Raw genomic sequence first — 20,573 nt, forward strand, 5'->3', positions numbered from 1 at the left:
GGACTCTGTTACCACCGGATTTTTCCATTCACTCTATAAGCTTTTACGCTTACGTTTTTATAAGTGGATATGCCATTGTATAAATCGTCGACTGTACCGGACGTGATTTGTAGTCCGAGCATAGAGCCTTCTTTAAATTCTTGTATAAAATTGGTGGATTTTGTAGTTAGGATACGAGTCGTTATTTGGAGTGGTTTTTCATTCCAGCCGATATTCTCAAGACCTCCGAAGTCTTTGTCGTTGGAGCAACCCCAAAAGCTTAAAATCATACTGGTAAAGAGTACTAAATTTCTCATTATTTTACTTATTTTTGTGTGAAACTTCTGGATGCAAATATCGGGTGGTTAAGGGGAAAGGGAGGTGCATACGGTCTAAAACGTCGGTGAAATCGTATAAAATTAGATCGTTCAAATTGTCTAAGGCGTTCATATTGTTAACTGAGGGGTCAAAAAGAACATTCGGGGGGGCGTATTGTTTAATAGATAGGAGGTAGTGTTATTATGTTGGATAAAATTCAGTTTCTACTAAGCTTACAGATATTAGGCTTTTGTGTTTTTGGTGGTATTACCCTGCTACTACGGGCCCGTGAGAATAGGGCAAAACAGATTTTGGGGTGGAGTATGTTATTATGGGCGTTTTTAGCGGCGGTACGAGTATCGGTTAACCTGTATTTAGAGGATTCAAAAGAGATATTTCATCCGGATGTGCTGATTATGGGATGTATTGTGGTAGCTACATTGGCTTGTTACGTGATAGAAGTGTTACGACCTTGCTATATGACCGTTCGCCGTTTCTTTATTTTTACCAGTCCGATATGGGTATTGGGTATTTCTTTTTTGATTTACCGGCTATCCGGTGGAAATATTCATCGTTATAACTCTTTTGGCGAGGTATTCGATACCTTGAATCTGGATGTGGTTATAAGGCTTTTGATTTTATTTTTCACGCTTCTGTATATGATCGTTCCTATTTATCTGATCTTGCGCTATAGTGAGGGATTTAAGGTGTATTTAAGGGAAAATGTATCGGACCCGGAAGATTATGATCTGGACTGGTTGAAAAAGACCATGCTGATCCTTTCTTCTATGTATATTTTTTATTTGGTATTGTTGTTTACGGATCGGGTTAGCCTATATGTAATCGACAAAACGTTTTTATTGGTTTTATGGTACTATTTCTTTTATAAGGCCTTGTTCCTAAAGGTTATCCATTTGGATCACACATTCGAGAGCGGATGGGGATTACCCGATTTGGAGGAGGATACGGATGATGATCAAGGTAGTGAGGAACAGAAAGGCATCATACGCCAAAGGTATGTTGAGGAAGTACAGGCGTGGTTTGAACGTGAAAAGCCCTATCTACGGGAAGATTTGCGCTTAACGGATTTACAGCGGATCTTCCCGATGAGCCGTTCTTATCTATCCCAATTGTTTAATAAAGAACTAGGTTGTTCCTTCTCGGATTACGTAAACCATTTCAGGGTAGAGGAAAGTAAACGTCTATTGGAAGCCGAACCTCTGGCCAGTATACAAGAGATAGCCGAACGTTCGGGCTTCCATTCTATCAGTACGTTCCGTCGTGCGTTTATTAAGCAGACGGGGGTTATTCCTTCCGAATACAGGAGAGACGGGAACGAGTCAATTTAACCGGTAGCTGACGAAAGCGAATCGTTTGCTATCGGGTGCCCAAGAGTTTACGTTTATGGTACCTTGGCCGCCGAATAGTTTGACTAAAGTCTTAGGTTCTCCGCCCTCGGCCGGCATAAGGCGTAACTCTACGTTTTTATTGGCGAGGTGCTGTCCGGGTTCCAGATCTCCTTTTGTATAGGTGATGAAAACGATTTGTTTTCCATCCGGAGAGATGTGGGGAAACCAAGAATTACGGGTCTCATCGAATGTCATCTGGGTTTGTTCGGAACCATCCGCTTTCATGCGCCAGACTTGCATAAGCCCGGTACGTACGGAGTTGAACCAGATATATTGTCCGCAAGGTGAGTATTCGGGGCCATCGTCCAAACCTTCGGCTGTCGTAAGACGTTTTTCTTCTCCGCCTAGGGAAGGAATGACGTAAACATCAAAATTACCGTTTCTTTCAGCGCAATAAGCGAGTTGTTTTCCGTCGGGGCTCCACCCGTGTAGGTAGCTAGGACCGAGTGGGGTAATCAACCGGGGAACACCTCCTTCGAAAGGCAGGGTATAGACACGCGATTTACCATCTTCTTTTGTTCCGTTACTGATCGCTATTTGTTTGCCATCCGCAGAGATCACATGGTCGTTGTTGCAACGGGTCGCATAGTCGCTATTGATTAATTGCGGCTCGCCCGGAGATTCCGGAGAGAGCTTATATAATTTTCCTCCACTATTATATACAAGCCAATTGCCATCCGGAGTCCAGTTAGGTGCCTCGATTAAAAAAGGGAATTCCTTGACAACGGAACGTTGCCCAGTCGTAATGTCCATCACTTCCAGCACACTAGTCACATTCTTTTTTTGGGCATGCGTACAAAAAACGGCGATACACATACAAAGTACAGAATTGAGAAAACGTTTCATATACATATAGATTTAAAGGATATAAGAAAACCGGGTAAAATTAGCTTTACGCTATTTTACCCGGTTTCAAAGATATAATTTATTTCGATTACTCTTTATACATTGAAACGGAAATGCATGATATCTCCATCTTGCACAACATATTCCTTACCTTCAACGCTCATCTTTCCGGCCTCTTTAACAGCAGCCTCGGAGCCATAAGCGATATAATCCTCGTACTTGATCACCTCGGCACGGATAAATCCTTTTTCGAAGTCCGTATGAATAACACCGGCGCATTGAGGAGCTTTCCAGCCTTTATGGAACGTCCACGCACGACATTCGTCCGGTCCGGCGGTCAAGAAGGTTTGCAGATTCAATAATTTATAAGCCGATTTAATCAAACGGCTTACGCCGGACTCTTCCAATCCAATCTCTTGTAAGAACATCTGGCGTTCCTCATAGGTATCGAACTCAGCGATCTCGCTCTCGATCTTAGCGGCGACTACTAGAATCTGGGCATCCTCGTCTTTAACCGCCTCACGTACGGCATCTACATATTTATTGTCGTTTACGGCGCTAGCCTCATCCACGTTACAAACATACATGACAGGTTTATCTGTCAGCAAAAATAAATCGTGGGCAATGCGTTCCTCGTCTTTCGTATCAAAAGAAACGGTACGTGCGCTTTTTCCTTGTTCTAAAGCTTCTTTGTATTTACAAAGTACCTCGTAAGCGATCTTGGCTTGCTTATCACCTCCGGTTTGCGCTTGTTTCTGCACCTTGGCGATACGGCTGTCTATCGTTTCCAAATCCTTGATCTGAAGCTCATAGTCAATGATCTCCTTATCACGGACCGGGTCTACACGTCCGTCCACGTGTACGATATTATCGTCGTCGAAGCAACGCAATACGTGCAAGATAGCGTCTGTCTCACGGATATTAGCCAAGAACTTATTGCCCAGTCCCTCGCCTTTACTTGCTCCTTTCACCAATCCGGCGATATCCACGATCTCTACGGTGGTGGGGATCACTCGCTGCGGATGTTCGATTTCCGCTAGTTTATTCAGTCGCTCGTCGGGTACGGTGATCACGCCTACATTCGGTTCGATCGTACAGAACGGAAAGTTCGCTGATTGTGCCTTCGCGTTGGATAGACAATTGAAAAGGGTAGACTTTCCTACGTTCGGAAGTCCCACAATGCCACATTGTAATGCCATATTATTATCGTATTTTTTATTATCAATCTGTTATATAGTCGCCCCAAGCGACTTGTTTTGAGTTCGCAAAGATAATCAATTTTAGGCTGATACGGTTATTTTCTTAGGCTTTCTCTTCATGCTTAACCGGTTGCCTCATCGATTGTTTGCTTAATAATGTTTTAACGAGTTTGTTCATAGGCTTCTCGAAATAGTAGTAAGAAAGCAGGCTCAACAGGATTATGACACAAAATAGAAGCGGAATCGAGATGTACCAGTCTATATGAAAGTCGCTTTCTTTTTGCCATTTAGCATAAGAGAGCAGTACAAAAAGATGAATCAAATAGAAACTGTAACTGATTTCTCCGCCAATCACTAAGAGGCGGTTCGATAGGAGTCGTGAGACCATACCTTTTTGCAGGGAAAAACTTATTAGGATAAACGCGATGGGAATCCAGTAGTAGCAGGAGTATCGGTATACTTTGGGGATTTCAGCGGCATACAGATAGAAACTTAAGAATAATGCTATTGACACGATCTCTATGATACTTCCTTGGCTGGAGGTGATGTTTTTAGTTTTCAAATGGTCGTATAATTGAAATAATAGCATCCCGGCTATAAAATCCGGAAGTCGGGTGATTGGATTAACATACCAATATCCTTTTATACTTTCCAAAGGCGTAAAATACATACCGACAACGCTCAATATCGCGCAAATCAAGAAAGTGCTAAGTAATTTTCTGTAGTCTTTCGTGAATGCTATAAGGAAAGGAAAACAAATATAGAAAAGCTGTTCACAACATAAACTCCACGAAGGGCTGTTGAATGAAAAAAAGTAATTGTCTTTTGGTATATAGGCGTTTGTCAATGTGAGTGAGGCGAGGAAATGCTTGCACCAATCTATAGTTCCCGATGCTATTACATAGTTTCCTAAAGCGACGGCAATCAATAAGGTCAGCCAGTGTAAGGGATAAATACGGGCGATGCGTGCTACCCAAAAAGTGCGTTTGGTTATCTTATTCTCACTAAATTTCTTTTGATAATTGTACGCTATAATAAAACCGCTTAGCATGAAAAAGAAACTAACCCCTACAAATCCCTCCTTGAAAAAATGGATATCGAAGTGATTATCTATTACATAACAGTGCGCCCCAAAAACCATCATGGCGAATATAAATCGCAAAGATGTTAAAGTGTTAATCATAATTTCGTTACATTAAGTCTGTAAATGTAGGAAATTAATATGGAAATTTAGACAAGAGTATTTAAAACAATCTTTTGCTTTAATTATGGCATTACAAATATATTACAGTAATGCCATAATTAATTATTTTGATCTGGCTATATGAGTTCGATTGTATTCTTGATGCCAGTTAAATCAATTGATCCGGAGTTAGCGGGTATCTCTTTTCCATTTATCTTGATAGACTTACAGTTGACCGGTATGGTAAAATGTAGGTTCCATCCGTTTTCTGTACAAGAGATAACAAAAGATTTTTGTTGTCCGGATTTCTGGTAATCAATGCTTAACTGATTATTACCCACTAACAAATTATCAAGTTTGGCATACTCCCAGTCTTCCGGGATATCGGTCTTAATATTTATCTCTTTTTTATAAGCCATCGGGTCTACGCCGAATACGTAGTGTATTAATGGAATATTGTAGCCACTAACGTTCCAAGCTTGCACGAACATGCCGTAATCCGGAGAAACCTCATAAGTCGTTCCGGGTGTAGCGAAACTGAAATTATTCAGGATTTGCCGGATATATTTACGGGCACTCTCAAATCCCCTGTATTGGCACTCCGCTATCGCTAAGCTGGATGTCGCCCCTTGCATGATCGCCTCATTGTAATTGAAATCACCATTGAGGCGGTCGGCCACGGAACACTCCTCCAACGTGATATCATCCGGTCGTGCGATACCTGCCACGTAAATACCGAACTTATTCGTAAAGAAAGATACCTCGTCCAACATTTGAAGAGCTTTATCCCGATCGGCAATGCCTTCCTTGATCGGTAAGAGGCAAGAAGCATTATAGAATACCGTATAGCCTTTTTCCTTATGCTCCCCTTTCAATATCCGCTCTTTCAAGGTTGTTAGTTCCTTCCGTGCCCATTCGTTTCGGTTGGGGATCACTCGCTCTTGAAGCGCCATATCGATCAATTGAACGGCTTTTTGCTGATCCGAGATAAAATCGGCAAAACGTTTCTCGGACGGACTCCACCAATCCTCGTTGATCTTTTCCTTCAATTGTTCCGCTTTAGAAGCGAAATCTTTCGATAAATCCGGTTCATTTAATACCGCTGCCGCTTGTGACATAACATCCAAGAATGTCTGGGTATGAACGGCTACGTCCAACATCTCGTCATTCAGTCCTTTGATCTCCACTCCTCCGGGGCCTTCCACGTATAAGTTATGGTTGGTATCGTGCTCCTGTAAAAACTCCCATACCTTTTTCCCATGCTCATAATAGGTTCTTAGGAAATCTATATTCCCGGTCCATTTGAATATTTCCCAAGTGGCGATGATAAACTCTTGGGATTCTTCCATACGCCCTTTATCATAGACCGCCCCGTTGGTAGAGAACTCGTGGACGATACGCCCTGTATTATTATTGAACTTGTCCGATACCTCCTTGATCATTTTCATGGAATTGTAGAATAAGCCCGGGTCACGGGTTCCGACTAGGGCCTTGAACGTGATGGATTGGTCATTACTAAAGAACCAAGGATAATCCGGAAGTCCGGCGCTCATGGCATTCCCTAAACCGGGGACATCACGAACCAACCAATCACTATTGTACTTACCCCATTGGTAGGCGGTCATAAGTAAAGTATCCGGTATGGTTATAGCGGCGGTACGGTCTATTTCCTCATACCGTAGTCTCTTTTGCTCATACAGGTCTTTTAGATTCTCTTTCGCTACCCGAAGGTTCTCTTGTATCTCGGTCTCGTTTTTCATGGAGCCGGAGATAAAGAAACGGATGTTCCTCACTTCGTTGGCCGCAAGGTTTAAACGGGGTGTATTAAGTTTCACGGAAATCCCTTGGCCTTGTACCGGGCTATTTCCCAAATCGTCGATCGATAAGCTATCTTGATCGGAAGTAACGCCGACGAACCAATTGTTTAAGCTGTCTTTAGCGAAAACCGTATTATGGATCAAACCGGTATATTGGTCTCTGGTATCCGTCATTCCACTACGTTCACCTAACCAGACCGGAGATAGATCGGTATCGGCGGTAAGTGATAAAAGGATTTCTTTCGGCTGATTCGTTTTATTACGGACTTGATACTCTACGGCCAATACCGGAAGGCTATCCGGAACAAAATCCGTACGTACAATTTCCAAATCATCGGCCCCGTCATATTTGAATTGGGTGGCTAACGGGTACGTGATAAAAGAATCGCATTTATTCAAAACGATGGATTTTGCCCCATCCTGTATGGATAAGGTAAAGCCGTCCAGTAACTTGATCGGATGTTGCCATATACCGCTCATTTCACCGGGTACGTGGAAACCTGCCGGCGGGAAATCTCCATACTGGTTACCGATGGAATATAAGTTATTTCCGGCGGTCACATATAAATAGTTCCCGTTCCCTTTCTTACCTTGGATATTAGGTAATTGACCAACCTCTTTCCCAAAGCTGAATGCTTGGGGAGCCTTAGGTGCGTTACAGCTAAGGAAAAGGGGGATGCTCGCTAATAATATACATAATTTCATGATCGAAGAATTTGAGTTATTTAATTAGATTCCGGATTTAATATCCCGGATTTTGTTTCAACAGCGGGTTTAAAAGTAACGCATTTGTCGGGATCGGTTGCAATATCCGGTCATTATTATTTTTCCATGGCATATCTTTACCAAAATAATAATGATATTTCTCATTTACTTTCTCCAATAACTTGCCGTGTCTCACTAAATCCTCACGGCGATAGCCTTCATGGTACAATTCCCAACCTCTCTCATCGAGAATGGCGTCACGCATGGATGCCATGTTTAAGTTTGCCGGGAGATTCTCCAAACCCGCCCGGCTACGGATTTTATCGACATAGGTTTTCGCTTCCTCCAAATGGCCTAATTCATTCTCGGCTTCCGCATAGGTTAACATAACTTCGCCAAGACGCAATGCGGGAACATTTAGGGAGGCATCCTCTCCTAATGGAATATTCGTTTGCACCTCCCATTTGAACGTAAGTACGCGACTTAGTTGTTCCTCTACGCTTTTGGGTTCCTCGGGAGTACCATAAACCGGCGTTCCATCACTCTTATAAACGATTCCGGATACGGCTATACCTTTGCCGGTAGCTGGATTATAAGGTGTGATGCGTTTATCGTCCGGATCGAAAGTTCGGAAGAAAGGTACGGCCATACCGTATCCGTTGGAAGCGGATACTCCGGTAATGCCAAGGGCGTCGCGGATGGATGCCTCCAATACCAAGGCTACGTATTTGTTTCCATGATTAGCCTCCGCTATATGATTAATAGCCAATATGACTTCATCATTTTGATTCTTGGAGAATATATCTTGATAATCAACCAAGTTGAAACCTCCCTTGTCGATAATCTCTTTCGCATAGATGGAAGCTTTCTTCCAATCTTTCTTATTCAAGTAATAGCGGGATAATGTAGCCTTGACAGCCCATGAGGTGGGACGGCCATAATCCGTAGAGGAATAAGTTTCCGGCAAGACCTTCTCTACATCAGCCAATTCCGTCTCGATAAAAGATTCCATTTCCTCTTGGGAAGCCCGGGCAATGCCGTTTTTGATATCTTGGCTACCTGTAACCAAAGGAACCGTACCGAATAAATGATATAATTTGTCGTACGAGAAAGCCCTCCAGAAGCGAGCCTCAGCTACATACTGGATAATTTCCGGTTCTGTGGATTCCCCATATTTAGTGATTACCTCATTACATTGCGTAATAAGACTGTAGACACTATTCCAGTTTGTTTCCGACATAGCATGTCCGGCATCCATATTGAGGAAGTTTTGTGCGCCTCCCCATCCGGTTTCAGGCGTACCACCCCAATTACAGAAAAACTCATCGGAGTAAGAGCTAACATTCATTAGCCAATTATTTCCCCCGAAGTAACTGAAATACTGTACATATCCGTAAATACCATTGGTCAATAAACGAGCGCCTTCGATATCGGAAAGGTTACCGTCTCCGATCTGACTGAACAATTTTTCTTCTACCATGGAATCAGAGCAAGAAGTAAAAGCGAGATTGCCAGCTAACAAGGCAAGTAAAATATATTGGATAGAATGTTTACGTATCATATTGAATGTATGTTTTTAATGTTAGAAACTAAAGTTAAGACCAACCGTGAATGTCCGTGCCGGGGGATATGCGTTCATATCTACGCTACCGGGAAGGAATGCGGGAAGATTCTCGGAAGAGGACATATAAGCGTTATTCGCTAATTCCGGGTCCAAGCCGGAGTAAGGGGTGATCAGGAACAAGTTTTGTGCCTGCACATATATCTTAGCCGTCGGGAATATCTTACGAAGTGAAGGGATAGAAGCCAAGTTATAAGACAAGGTTACGTTTTGTAGACGGATAAACCAAGCATCCTCAATCCAGCGGGAATTATAAAGGGCATTACCATTTCCATTCGCACGGTTGGCCGCTATATCTGAGTTCGGATTGGATTCGGACCAATAATTCATGGCATCTACCATATAGTTGGAAGTCTCGAAAGTATTCGGCAGCGTGAAGTTCATCGCTGAGTAGTTATACATCTTATTGCCGAAATTAGCGTTAAAGAAGATATCTAAAGCAAAGTTCTTATACTTGAATGTATTGCCGAAGCCTAGGATTACCCGGGGATCCGGAGTCCCGAGAATCGCTTTGTCTTTGACCGTGATAGAACCGTCTCCATCTAAATCCTTGAAACGATACGAGCCACTGGAAGGATCGATGCCGTCGATGACGTAGGTATAATATGAGTTCGTGCGCTCTCCCTTGATAACACCGATCGTATTCAACGCCGCTACCGTGCTTTCGTCGGTTACGTTATAATCCGTGATCTCATTATCTGTCCAAGAGAAACTCAACTGTGTATCCCATTCGAAATCCCGGGTTTGTATATTGGTTGAGTTCAAGCTATACTCAAGACCCCATACTCGCATGGAGGCGGCGTTCTGCCATTGATATTTATGGCCGGTCATAGGTGATTGTGAAACCTGAACTAACATATCCTTCGTGTTTTTCACGAAGAAATCCAGATTACCCGATAAACGGCTGAAGAAGCCATAGTCGATACCCAAGTTGACCTGTGAGGTAGTTTCCCACTTCAAGTCCGGATTTTCCATATAATTCGTTAGCGTGGCTCCGGATACTTTGTTTTGTCCGAGAATGCCATTCGTTGTCATATCATACTTAGAAAGAGATTGGTAAGGATCGATACCCGAGTTACCGGATTGTCCGTAACCCAGACGGAGTTTTAATATATCGACCTTATCTGCGGCTCCGGCCATAAAATCTTCCTTGTCTATTTTCCAACCTACTGAAACACCCGGGAAATAAGCATATTTATTATTACCACCGAATACGGAAGATCCGTCACGTCTTAACGTTACCGTAGCGAGGTATTTATCATCGAAAGAATAATCGACTCGTCCGAAACCGGAGATATCTTTACGACGATCTTTGGAAGAACTCATCTTGGGAGCGTTTCCACCACCTAGATTGTTTTCGTGTGTGGCATCTGTACCAAAACCTGAGTTCTCCGCACGGAAATAATTGTTATCCCGTTGGTAATACTCGTATCCTAATAACCCGGTTACGTGATGTTTTTTATTGAATACGGCATCATAATGAAGTAAGCCATCGAAGGAGATACCGGTACTTCTCATCGAACTTTGGCTAGCGGTTCCTCCGTGCGTAAAGTTTCCATTATATGCGGTTGTCGACGGTACATAGAAGCTGCGGTGGGCGTTTTGTACGTCGTAGGTAAGCTTGATCTCCGGTTTCAATCCGGGTAATACCTCGTAAGAAGCGCCTGCGCTGAAATTTAATTTGTCCGTATAGATCTTATCGTTTATGTCTAATAAAGAAACCGGATTGGCGATAAAATCATTGTTCGGATCTTTATTATACGCTCCGTTTTGATCCCGTACGGTTACGTTGGGGGCGAAAGCGATGGAGGAGGAGATGACGGAATTACGGGTACCACCTTCCGTCGGCTGGTTCGTATCCAAGATATGGGTAGCGAAAATATTGGAACTGAAGGTGAATTTATCTTTCTTATACTCAATATTACTTCTTCCGGTATAGCGGTCCATTCCAGTATTTTTCACGATACCGTCCATTCCGTAATATCCGAGGGAGAAATAATATTTAAGTGATTCGGAACCACCGGAAAGGTTTACATTATGACTTTGCAAGAAGCCGTTTCTGGTTACTTGATCAAACCAATTCGTGGCTTGTGCCGCGTTGATCTCTTGTTCGGTAAAGCTGGTCAAATTGAAAGCGTTGTTGTATCGCATATATTGTTGTGCGTTCATGACGTCATACTCGTTAGCGACAGTTTGTACGCCGGCATATCCATCATAGGATATGCGAATTTTACCTTGTTTACCTCTTTTGGTCGTGATGATAAATACACCATTAGAGCCTTGAGCACCATAAATAGCGGTGGCGGCGGCATCTTTCAAGACCGCTATGCTCTCGATATCGTTCGGGTTGATAGAGTTCAGCGGATCACGGTCCGGAGCGTTGAACGCCATTCCGCTACTAGGAGCGCTAGGTGTGTTTACGACGAAACCATCTACTACATATAAGGGGTCCGTATTTAAGAAAAGAGAGTTACGCCCGCGGATAATCGTCTTACCGCCACCACCGGGCTGAGAGGTGTTTTGCTTGAACTGTACACCGGAGATACGACCGGAAAGCATTTGATCCACCGAAGTAGAGGCTCCTCCTATATTCGTCTTGTCCGCACGGATATTGGAAACGGCTCCGGTGATATCCTCAACCTTGCGGCTGGCATAACCAACGACTACTACCTCATCCAGATTCAAGGAGTTTTCTTTCAAGACGATATCGAAATTACTCTTGTTCGCTACCGGGATAATTTGTTTTCCATAGCCGACATACGAAATCTCTATCGAGCTGTTTTCCGGTAATTCCATAGAGAAACGTCCGTCCAAATCCGTGATCGTTCCGTTCGTGGTATTGCGTTGAACGATGCTGACGCCAATAACCGGTTCGTTATTCTCGTCTTTTACCACACCGGAAATCTTCTTGCTCTTTTGCGATATACCATTCTTTTCTTTAATAATAAGAGCGATCTGGCGGTTATCGATCTCGTAGGTGAGATTTGTGGTTTTTAACATAGCATTGAGGACCTCCTCTATACTTTGACCATTTGCGTTAGCGGAGACTTTCTGAGAAAGATCCGTTCTCTTGTCATCATAGAAAAAGGTATATTTACTTGCGGACTCAATTTTTTTCAAAGCCTCTTCCAGAGAGACATTAGAGAAAGAAATACGAAGCTTTTCTTGCGCATAGGTTACTCCCGCATGGAGGAGCATCACTATAAATAATGATAAAGTGCAAAATGAATGTTTAAAGATGGAATAATTTTTCATACTTTTGTATTAATAAAAGATTAAGAATCTGTGAGCTACGGAAAGCGCCAACTTTTGTCATAACTCACGTTTTTTTTCGTTTATGAGGGCATGCGATGCCCCCGAAAGGCATAATCAAATTATGCCTTTTGTCTTTTGTCATATACTCATAGGCAAAATAATTTAAGGTTCTACACTACTTATTGTTACACGGTTGTTATCATCGAATGTATATTTTATCGGATTAATCTTAGACAAAGTTCGTAATATCGTTTCCAAGGAATCATCTTTTACCGTGAACGTATAGAATTGACTCTCGGCTATCTTTGGATCGACATTGATTTTCACGTTGTACCATCTTTCCAGATATTTACAGATATAGCCGAGCGACTTACTTTTAAAGAATACTGATTCTTTTGCCCAGAATGTCTCTAGCTCCACATCCGACTGTTCAATCTTCAATGTCTGCTCCTTTTTATTGATCCTTGCGATCTCTCCCGGGCTTAGAAAGGCTTCCTTTCCGTCTTTTAGTGATACGGATACCGATCCGCTACGAAGGGCGATCTTCGCATTATTATCGTTCGGGTAGGAATATACGTTGAACTTCGTTCCATATACCTTTACTTTTAAGTCTCCGCTGGAGACGATAAACGGGTGCCTTTTATCTTTTGTGACCTCAAAGGAGGCTTCTCCCTCCAGAACTAATTGCCGTTTATGGATGAACGAAGAGGCATATTGAAGGGTAGAGCCGGTATTTAGCCAGACAACAGAGCTATCTGGTAAGATTATTTTGGATTTCCCGTTCAGGGCGGAATAATATTGATTTGTATTATATTGCCGTACGAATTGATAGCTATAACCGATACCTAACAGTAATAAGATACTGGCAGCGATGGAGATAACTGAGTACTTGATCCGGCGTAAATTTCTTTGTTTATGTTGGCCCGCATGTATACGAGTTTGCATCTTTTCCCAAGAAACTGCCAGATCCGGTTTCGCTTCCGATACCTCTTCTTGTATTTTGTCCCAGAGCAAGGTGATGTCGGCGAATAACCCGGCGTTATCCGTTTCTTTTATCCATGCGTCGAACAATACATCTTGTTCCGGGGTGGATTCGTGTTTTAATTGAGCTATAAGTAGCCCCCATGGTATGATTTTTTCCATTACACCGAAATTAGCCTTTTATAATAGAGACACGGTTTTGGAAAAGAACCCTAACGTCTCGAATGAAATTTTTTCAGAAAAGATAATGATAGCCTTTCCCTAAATGAGTTTTAATATGTTTGAGCGCTTTGGTTATCTGGGCTTCTACGGTTTTTACCGTGATATTCATATCCGTGGCGATTTCTTTGTTAGAACGATTCTCCATACGGCTTTTTAAGAAGACTTCCCTACATTTGTCCGGTAAGGCATAAATGGCTTCGTTTATCAGTTGTTCCAGTTCTTTCATCTCGAGAGGATATTCCTCGATAGCGGATTCGAAAAGGGATATATTCTCCGTGTAAAGCTCTTGTTCATGGTCTCGGAGATAGTTTAAGGTCCGGTTACGGGCAGAGGTGAGGAGGTAAGCTTTTATGGATAATTTGATCTCGATTGTCTTTCGTTTCTCCCAAAGGGCCGTGAATACATCCAATGCTATTTCCTCCGATAACGTATCTTTCTTTATATAGAAAAAAGAAAGTCGATACACAGCGGTGAAGTAGGTGTCGAAGAGATATTTGAATGCCGCCTCGTCATCTTCTTTGATTCGTTGTAAAAGAAAGATATCATCGATATTTTTCATCATACCATTAGATTTACTGATCCTTATCTCCGCAAAAATAAGAGAATATGATGAAATATGTATACATATGGCTAATTTGTCATAATTTTCTTGCATGAATTAGCGTAGAGACTTGCCTATGTATAGAAAGAATTTGAAAGCTTTTGATAACTTTGTATGTATTAGTATTTAATATTCATTCAAAACTTTATGTCAATGAAACACGTCTACTTGGCTTTGTTAGCTTGTGCTACGCTATGTGTACAAACACTTTCAGCTGATCCGATAGGTTCGGCCGAAGCGCTCCGGATTGCCCAGCAACAGTATTCGATGGAGAATACCTCGGTGTTGAGGGCCGGTTCTTTTCCTGAGTTTAAGTTGGCCTACGTAGGGACGGAGGAAGGCATCGAGGCCCCTTCTAAATTACGTTCCTCGAGTGTGGAGAATGCCTTACTTTACCTGTATAACGCAGGGGATAACCAAGGTTTTGTAATCGTATCCGGAGAAGATCGTGGAAAGCAGTTATTGGGTATATCCGATAAGGGGGCTTTGCCGGAGAAAGGTCTGTCCGCTACGATGGAGAATTTTATGCGTATGTATATCCATTATGTAAAGGCGTTACGGTCCGGGATGCCTCTAGCGGTGGATAGTGTTGAGGCTTCTTCACGGTTTCCAGAGGCGGTGATCCCTTTGATTAAAACGGAATGGAAGGATGATGCTCCCTACAATGAGATGTGCCCGGTTGTCAATGATGTTCTAACTTTTGCGGGTGGGGAAGGTGTCGCTATGGCGCAGATCATGAATTATTATCAATATCCGAAAAGCGGTATGGGTAACGTAAATTATAAGAATCCGGGAAGTACGTTGGTTGTTTCCGCTAATTTTGGGCATACAACGTATGATTGGGAAAATATGCCTGCTACTCTTGATGAGTCTTCCTCTTGGGATGAGATAGAGGCTGTTTCCACGCTGATTTTTCATTGTGGAGCGGCTGCCTATATGAATTATGAATGGGATATGGGGGCTAATAAAGAAGATGTACGGAAGGCTTTCATTAATAATTTTGGATATGATAAGAATATACAATTGTATGATAGGACCTTCTTTTCCGGAAAAGAATGGACGGATCTGCTGAAAACGGAACTAGCCGCTCAACGTCCGGTTTATTATGAAGGAGGTAGCGGAGAAAATAATCAGGCCTATAAATGGGCATTTGTTTGCGATGGCTATAATCGGAGCGGACTTTTCCATTTAAATACGGGCTGGTTTGGCAGTGGATATTTTGAGTTAGGTGCGATTGGCGATAATTTACGTACTTACAATGAACGCCAAGCCATGATCACGGGTATCCGCAAACCGTCTGATGACTCGAAGCCTGTGAAGTTGTTAACGATCAGTTCTTTGGGTACTAAAGATATTGAAAGTATCAAGCTTGGTGAGAAGTTTCCGATTACTTATAACCTATTTAACTTGGGGCAAGATGGGAGCTATGTCCATACATTAGCCTTTTTCGAGGAGAATGAGGCGGTGGAGTTGCCTGTTAGCGAAGCGGCATTTTTAGATACGATCGCGGACTTTCAGCTAGGTAATTATATAACGAAAGATTTCCTTTGTGAGTCCCTAGGTATCCCGGATACTACGGCTACTCTGTATATGTACGTACTGGGAGGAATGGAAGGAGATAGCATCCTACGTCCGATCCGTTCGGTAAATCATCCGTATGATTATATCTTGTTGGATGTGAAGGATAGCGTTATTTCTTTCTCACAGGCACGGAATAGCTTGACCGCTGATCCTGTAAAGGTCGAGTATGATGCGGAAAGTGGGACCGCTACCTTTGAGGTGACTTTCTATAACAAGCAAAAAACGAATTTCCAAGGTACGGCCGGCCTTTACGTGCGAGATCCTAATCTCTCGATAGACGATTACAGTTGGGAGGTGAATAATTGGCTGGAGATTCCGGCAGGGAAGAGCCAGACGGTATCTTATAGTGGCTCGTTTGATTGGGGTATTGGTGATATGCTTGCCGTAATGGCTACTTACCAAGGTGACTTGAGTGAGCTGTGGGAAACCAAGTATACGGATATCCGTGAAAGCTATCGTACGTTCTGCCTAAAGATCGATGGTTCGCTAGTGGTTTCTAATGAGGTTACCGAGCCGTCTGTCTCGGATTTGAAATATGCGTTTGATTCCGCTTCCGGCCTATTATCGGTTCAATCGGATGTGGCGATAGAAAATATGATGCTTTATACTTACGACGGCGCGTCTGTCTGGGGAACTACCATAGATAGCCGGAAACAATATACGACTACCTTGTCGATACCTTCCGGGCATTATATCTTACGTATAAAGACGGCGGATGGAATAATCTCTAAGAAGATTTATAAGCAATAAGAGTTCCTTTTGATCACTAATAAATAGGGTGTCCTAAAAAGCTTCCGGCGATTTAGGACACCCTGTTGTTTTTACTTAGGCTATTATGGTCTTAAAAAAACACGTACATGTTTTTTTAAGGGGAATTCCGGCATTATTTTAATGCGCCTCCAACCAGTTCTCTCCCTCGCCGCAATCGGCGATTAAGGGGACTTGTAGTTTCATGACGTTTTCCATTTCCTCCAGCACGATTTTCTTTACCTCCTCGGCTTCCTCTTTGTAGACATTGAAGTTTAACTCATCGTGTACTTGGAGGATCATCTTGCTTTTCAATCCCTCTTCCTCAAAGCGTTCGTAAATGCGTACCATCGCTAGTTTGATGATATCGGCGGCGCTCCCTTGGATAGGGGCATTGATCGCGTTTCGCTCGGCATAGCCGCGTACGACGGCGTTGTGTGAGTTGATATCCGGAAGGAAACGCTTGCGCTTGAAAATGGTCTCTACGTATCCTTTTTCCTTGGCTACCTTGATGCTCTCCTCCATGTATTCCTTGATGCGGGGGTAGGTGCTGAAATAACCGTCTATCAGTTCCTTGGACTCAGAACGAGGGATGCCCAGACGCTCGGCGAGCCCGAAGACGGAGATGCCGTAGATGATACCGAAGTTGGCGGTTTTCGCCTTCCGGCGCATATCGCTGGTTACTTCTTCTACCGGGATTCCGTAGATCTTGGCGGCTGTGGCGGCGTGGATATCCGCTCCGCTTTGGAAAGCCTCGATCATATGCGGGTCACCGCTCAGGTGGGCCATGATACGAAGCTCGATCTGGGAGTAGTCGGCCGAGAAGAAGAGGCAATCCGTATTGTCCGGGATAAATGCCTTACGGATCTCACGGCCCAGATCGTCCCGTACCGGAATGTTTTGCAGGTTCGGATTGGTAGAGCTGAGGCGTCCGGTAGATGTTACCGCTTGGTTGAAAGAGGTATGTATCTTTCCGGTCTGCGGATTGATCAACTCGGGTAGAGCGTCGATATAGGTACTTAATAACTTTTTAAGTCCGCGGTATTCAAGGAGCTTGCCGATGATGGGATGCTTGTTGCGAAGTTTCTCCAATACATCCTCGCTGGTACTGTAACCGCCAGTTTTGGTCTTCTTCGCTTTCTCGTCCAGCTTCAAGCGGTCGAAAAGGATTTCGCCGACCTGTTTCGTGGAGTTGATGTTGAATTCCGTGCCGGCCAGCTCGTAAACCTCTTGCTCCAGCTTGTTCATGGAGGCGGTAAGTTCCCCCGAAGATTGCTTAAGCGCTACCGTATCCAGCGTGACGCCGGTGGCCTCCATTTCCGCTAATACATATATTAATGGCATCTCGATCGTGGTGAAGAGGGATTCCAGTCCTTCCTTCTTTAACTCGGGCGCGAAATAATTCTTTAGCTTGAGCGTGATGTCCGCATCCTCGGCGGCGTATTCGGCGATTTGCTCCACGGGTACGTTTCGCATCGATAACTGGTTCTTTCCTTTTGGGCCGATCAGTTCCTCGATGTGGACGGTCTGGTACTTGAGGTAGGTCTCCGCTAGGTAATCCATTCCGTGCCGTAATTCCGGATTCAGCAGGTAATGGGCGATCATCGTATCGAACAGAGGACCGGCTACCTTCACGTTGTATTTACGAAGTACCAAAATATCGAATTTGATGTTTTGCCCGATCTTTAATGATTTCGGATTTTGCAGGGCAGGGGAGAAGCGTTCCACTACTTTCGCCGCCTCTACTGAGTTGGCGGGAACAGGAACATACCAAGCCTCGTTTTCTTTCACGGCGAACGACATTCCGACCAGTCCGGCTTTCAAGGGATCGATGCCGTCGGTTTCCGTGTCAAAAGCGAAAAATTCTTGACCCAATAAAAAGCGGGCTAAATCGGCTTGTTTTTCCTCTGTATCAGTTAAATAATAGTTGTGAGGGGTGGACTTTAAGTCCGTGAGAATCGATTTTTTTGGCTCTTCCGTACTCTCGGGCGTAAAAATCGCGAACAAATCGCCTTGAACGGGACCTTTCGGAGCGGCTTTGACCGGCTCAGAACTTAGTTTGTTAATAAATGTTCTAAATTCCAATTCTGTGTAAATCTCAGTCAGGCGCTCTTCGTTTGGCTTTTCACGAACGCAACGGGCGGCATCAAACTCGATAGGGACATCCGTTTTGATCGTCGCCAAGAATTTGGAGAAACGGATTTGCTCGGCGTTCTCCTCCACCTTCTTCTTTTGCGCGCCTTTCAACTTATCAGTGTTCGCTAACAGGTTCTCGATGCTTCCGAATTCGGTCAGTAGTTTTTGAGCGGTCTTCTCGCCGACACCCGGACAGCCGGGGATATTATCGGAAGCGTCGCCCATCAGTCCCAGCAAGTCGATCACTTGCTCCGTACTCGTGAGGCCGTACTTGTTTAAGACCTCGGGCACGCCCATGATCTCGTAATCGCCTCCGAATTTCGGACGATACATAAATATATGTTCGGACACCAATTGGCCGTAATCTTTATCCGGCGTCATCATGTACACCTCGAAGCCTTCCTTCTCCGCCTGTTTGGACACGGTGCCGATCACATCGTCCGCCTCGTAGCGGGGTACTTCCAGAATCGGAATATTGTAAGCCTCTATGATTTCTTTAATGATAGGGACGGATTGCCGGATCACTTCCGGCGTCTCTTCCCGTTGTGCCTTGTATTGCTCGAAGGCCTCATGGCGGAAGGTCGGTCCCTTCGGGTCAAAGGCCACCGCTATATGAGTCGGGTTCTCACGTTTTAATACATCCTCCAGACTGTTGATAAAACCGAAAATGGCGGAGGTATTCACACCCTTGGAGTTGATACGCGGATTCTTGATGAAGGCGTAATAGGAGCGATAAATTAACGCATACGCATCTATAAGGAATAACTTCATTACTTTTAACACGTTTTAGTGGGACAAAATCTGGGTAAATGTACGAAAAAACTCGCTTACTCGATAGTTTTTGTTACTTTTGCGAATCTTTGCATGGAATTATGGATGAAAGAAGGAAAATAGAAGAACCGGTTTCCGCTGAATTTGAACGTTTCAATAAGGATTTCGAGGCATCTCTACGCAGCGAGACGACCCGGTTACAATCGGCTATCGACGTTATACTGAATTCTACCGGGAAGCATGTGCGTCCGTTATTGGTGCTCCTTACCGCCAAGGTCTGTGGACAGGTTACGGATAACACGATCAATTCCGCTGTTTTGCTGGAGCTTTTGCATACCGCTACATTGATTCACGATGACGTGATCGATGAGACGAAGCAACGTCGTGGCGTTCCCTCATTGAACGCTATCTTCGATAACCGTATTTCCGTGTTGGTAGGTGATTATGTGCTTTCTACCGCTTTGATCCGTTCCATACAAACCGGCGATTTGCGGATTGTCGGGATTATCTCTAATTTAGGCAGAGACTTGTCCGAAGGTGAGATCAAGCAATTGGAGACCGCCGAGGAGAGTATCTTAGACGAGAATTGTTATCTGCAAGTTATCAAGAAGAAGACGGCTACCTTGCTTTCCGCTTGCACGGAGATTGGGGCCATTTCATCGGGCGCCTCTGCGGAGGTGATCGCTCTTTGCCGTGAGTTTGGCGAGCATCTGGGGTATTGCTTCCAGATCAAGGATGATATCTTTGATTATTTCAAGGAGGCGAATATCGGTAAGCCGACGGGAAATGACATTCGTGAGGGTAAGGTTACGCTTCCATTATTATATGCCTTGCGGCAGGGTAGGGAAGAGGAGGCCGCCCGTTATTTGGATATGATTTTACGGAAGGATTTCGCGGCGGAGAATGTCGATTCTTTGATTGAGTTTGCCAAGGCGAACGGTGGAATCGAATATGCCGAGGCCCGCATGAAGGAATATCATGATAAGGCAGTCGATGTTCTTTTGAGATTGCCAGAATCCGGGGCCCGGACATCCTTGATCCAGTTGGCCGATTATATCATGACTCGCTCCAAATAGAAATTCCTTTATCTATTAGTTGTAGAGAGATGGCTCTTGTTAGTAAAAAAGTAAGTATGCTTCAATAGCCAATGAAGGGGCTGTCCAAAAAGTGTGACAGCCCCTTTTTGCTATTGTTTATTTCAG

The 20,573-nt window shown here is 43.8% G+C and carries 13 protein-coding genes; 3 read left to right on the forward strand and 10 right to left on the reverse strand.

Translation table 11 applies throughout. From position 1 onward, the window contains the following. Window positions 1-8: 8 nt before the first annotated feature. On the reverse strand, window positions 9-296 hold the full coding sequence (locus DWY79_RS23160) for a hypothetical protein (protein ID WP_233564023.1): 288 nt from the start codon (window positions 294-296) through the stop codon (window positions 9-11). A 204-nt stretch (window positions 297-500) separates the two neighbouring features. Between DWY79_RS23160 and DWY79_RS20490 the strand changes: the two genes are divergently transcribed. Further along, entirely contained in the window at window positions 501-1,646 is a 1,146-nt protein-coding gene (locus DWY79_RS20490) for an AraC family transcriptional regulator (protein WP_005860425.1), read from the forward strand. Here the strand turns inward: DWY79_RS20490 and DWY79_RS20495 are convergent. The 8 genes from DWY79_RS20495 to DWY79_RS20530 all read right to left on the reverse strand — a co-directional run bounded on the left by DWY79_RS20495 (window position 1,638) and on the right by DWY79_RS20530 (window position 14,097). Continuing rightward, complete coding sequence (locus DWY79_RS20495; RefSeq protein ID WP_008773214.1) at window positions 1,638-2,552, reverse strand: TolB family protein; 915 nt, start codon at window positions 2,550-2,552, stop codon at window positions 1,638-1,640. The genes DWY79_RS20490 and DWY79_RS20495 overlap by 9 nt on opposite strands. 95 nt (window positions 2,553-2,647) lie before the next feature. Beyond that, entirely contained in the window at window positions 2,648-3,751 is a 1,104-nt protein-coding gene (gene ychF, locus DWY79_RS20500; RefSeq protein WP_122370243.1) for a redox-regulated ATPase YchF, read from the reverse strand. A 103-nt stretch (window positions 3,752-3,854) separates the two neighbouring features. Then, window positions 3,855-4,934: an acyltransferase gene (locus DWY79_RS20505; RefSeq protein ID WP_122370245.1), complete on the reverse strand. Its 1,080-nt coding sequence runs from the start codon at window positions 4,932-4,934 to the stop codon at window positions 3,855-3,857. 137 nt (window positions 4,935-5,071) lie between these two features. After that, entirely contained in the window at window positions 5,072-7,456 is a 2,385-nt protein-coding gene (locus DWY79_RS20510; RefSeq protein ID WP_122370247.1) for a hypothetical protein, read from the reverse strand. A 37-nt stretch (window positions 7,457-7,493) separates the two neighbouring features. After that, window positions 7,494-9,017: a RagB/SusD family nutrient uptake outer membrane protein gene (locus tag DWY79_RS20515; RefSeq protein ID WP_122370249.1), complete on the reverse strand. Its 1,524-nt coding sequence runs from the start codon at window positions 9,015-9,017 to the stop codon at window positions 7,494-7,496. A gap of 21 nt (window positions 9,018-9,038) precedes the next feature. Further along, entirely contained in the window at window positions 9,039-12,332 is a 3,294-nt protein-coding gene (locus tag DWY79_RS20520) for a TonB-dependent receptor (protein ID WP_057328981.1), read from the reverse strand. A 162-nt stretch (window positions 12,333-12,494) separates the two neighbouring features. After that, a complete protein-coding gene (locus DWY79_RS20525; protein ID WP_122370251.1) occupies window positions 12,495-13,475 on the reverse strand; it encodes a FecR family protein in 981 nt (326 codons plus the stop codon). A gap of 73 nt (window positions 13,476-13,548) precedes the next feature. Further along, entirely contained in the window at window positions 13,549-14,097 is a 549-nt protein-coding gene (locus DWY79_RS20530; RefSeq protein ID WP_080707560.1) for an RNA polymerase sigma-70 factor, read from the reverse strand. Between the two features lie 192 nt (window positions 14,098-14,289). On the opposite strand from DWY79_RS20530, the gene DWY79_RS20535 reads away from it, so the two are divergent. Beyond that, window positions 14,290-16,467 carry a thiol protease/hemagglutinin PrtT gene (locus DWY79_RS20535; protein ID WP_233564024.1) on the forward strand — a complete coding sequence of 726 codons (2,178 nt, stop codon included), beginning with the start codon at window positions 14,290-14,292 and terminating at the stop codon, window positions 16,465-16,467. Between the two features lie 138 nt (window positions 16,468-16,605). On the opposite strand, the gene polA is transcribed toward DWY79_RS20535, so the two are convergent. Next, window positions 16,606-19,371, reverse strand: coding sequence for a DNA polymerase I (polA, locus tag DWY79_RS20540; RefSeq protein ID WP_122370255.1), 2,766 nt, complete (start codon window positions 19,369-19,371; stop codon window positions 16,606-16,608). A 101-nt stretch (window positions 19,372-19,472) separates the two neighbouring features. On the opposite strand from polA, the gene DWY79_RS20545 reads away from it, so the two are divergent. Beyond that, window positions 19,473-20,447 carry a polyprenyl synthetase family protein gene (locus DWY79_RS20545; RefSeq protein WP_122370257.1) on the forward strand — a complete coding sequence of 325 codons (975 nt, stop codon included), beginning with the start codon at window positions 19,473-19,475 and terminating at the stop codon, window positions 20,445-20,447. Window positions 20,448-20,573: the final 126 nt, after the last annotated feature.

The organism is Parabacteroides sp. AF27-14, from assembly GCF_003635425.1.
Lineage (GTDB): Bacteria > Bacteroidota > Bacteroidia > Bacteroidales > Tannerellaceae > Parabacteroides > Parabacteroides distasonis.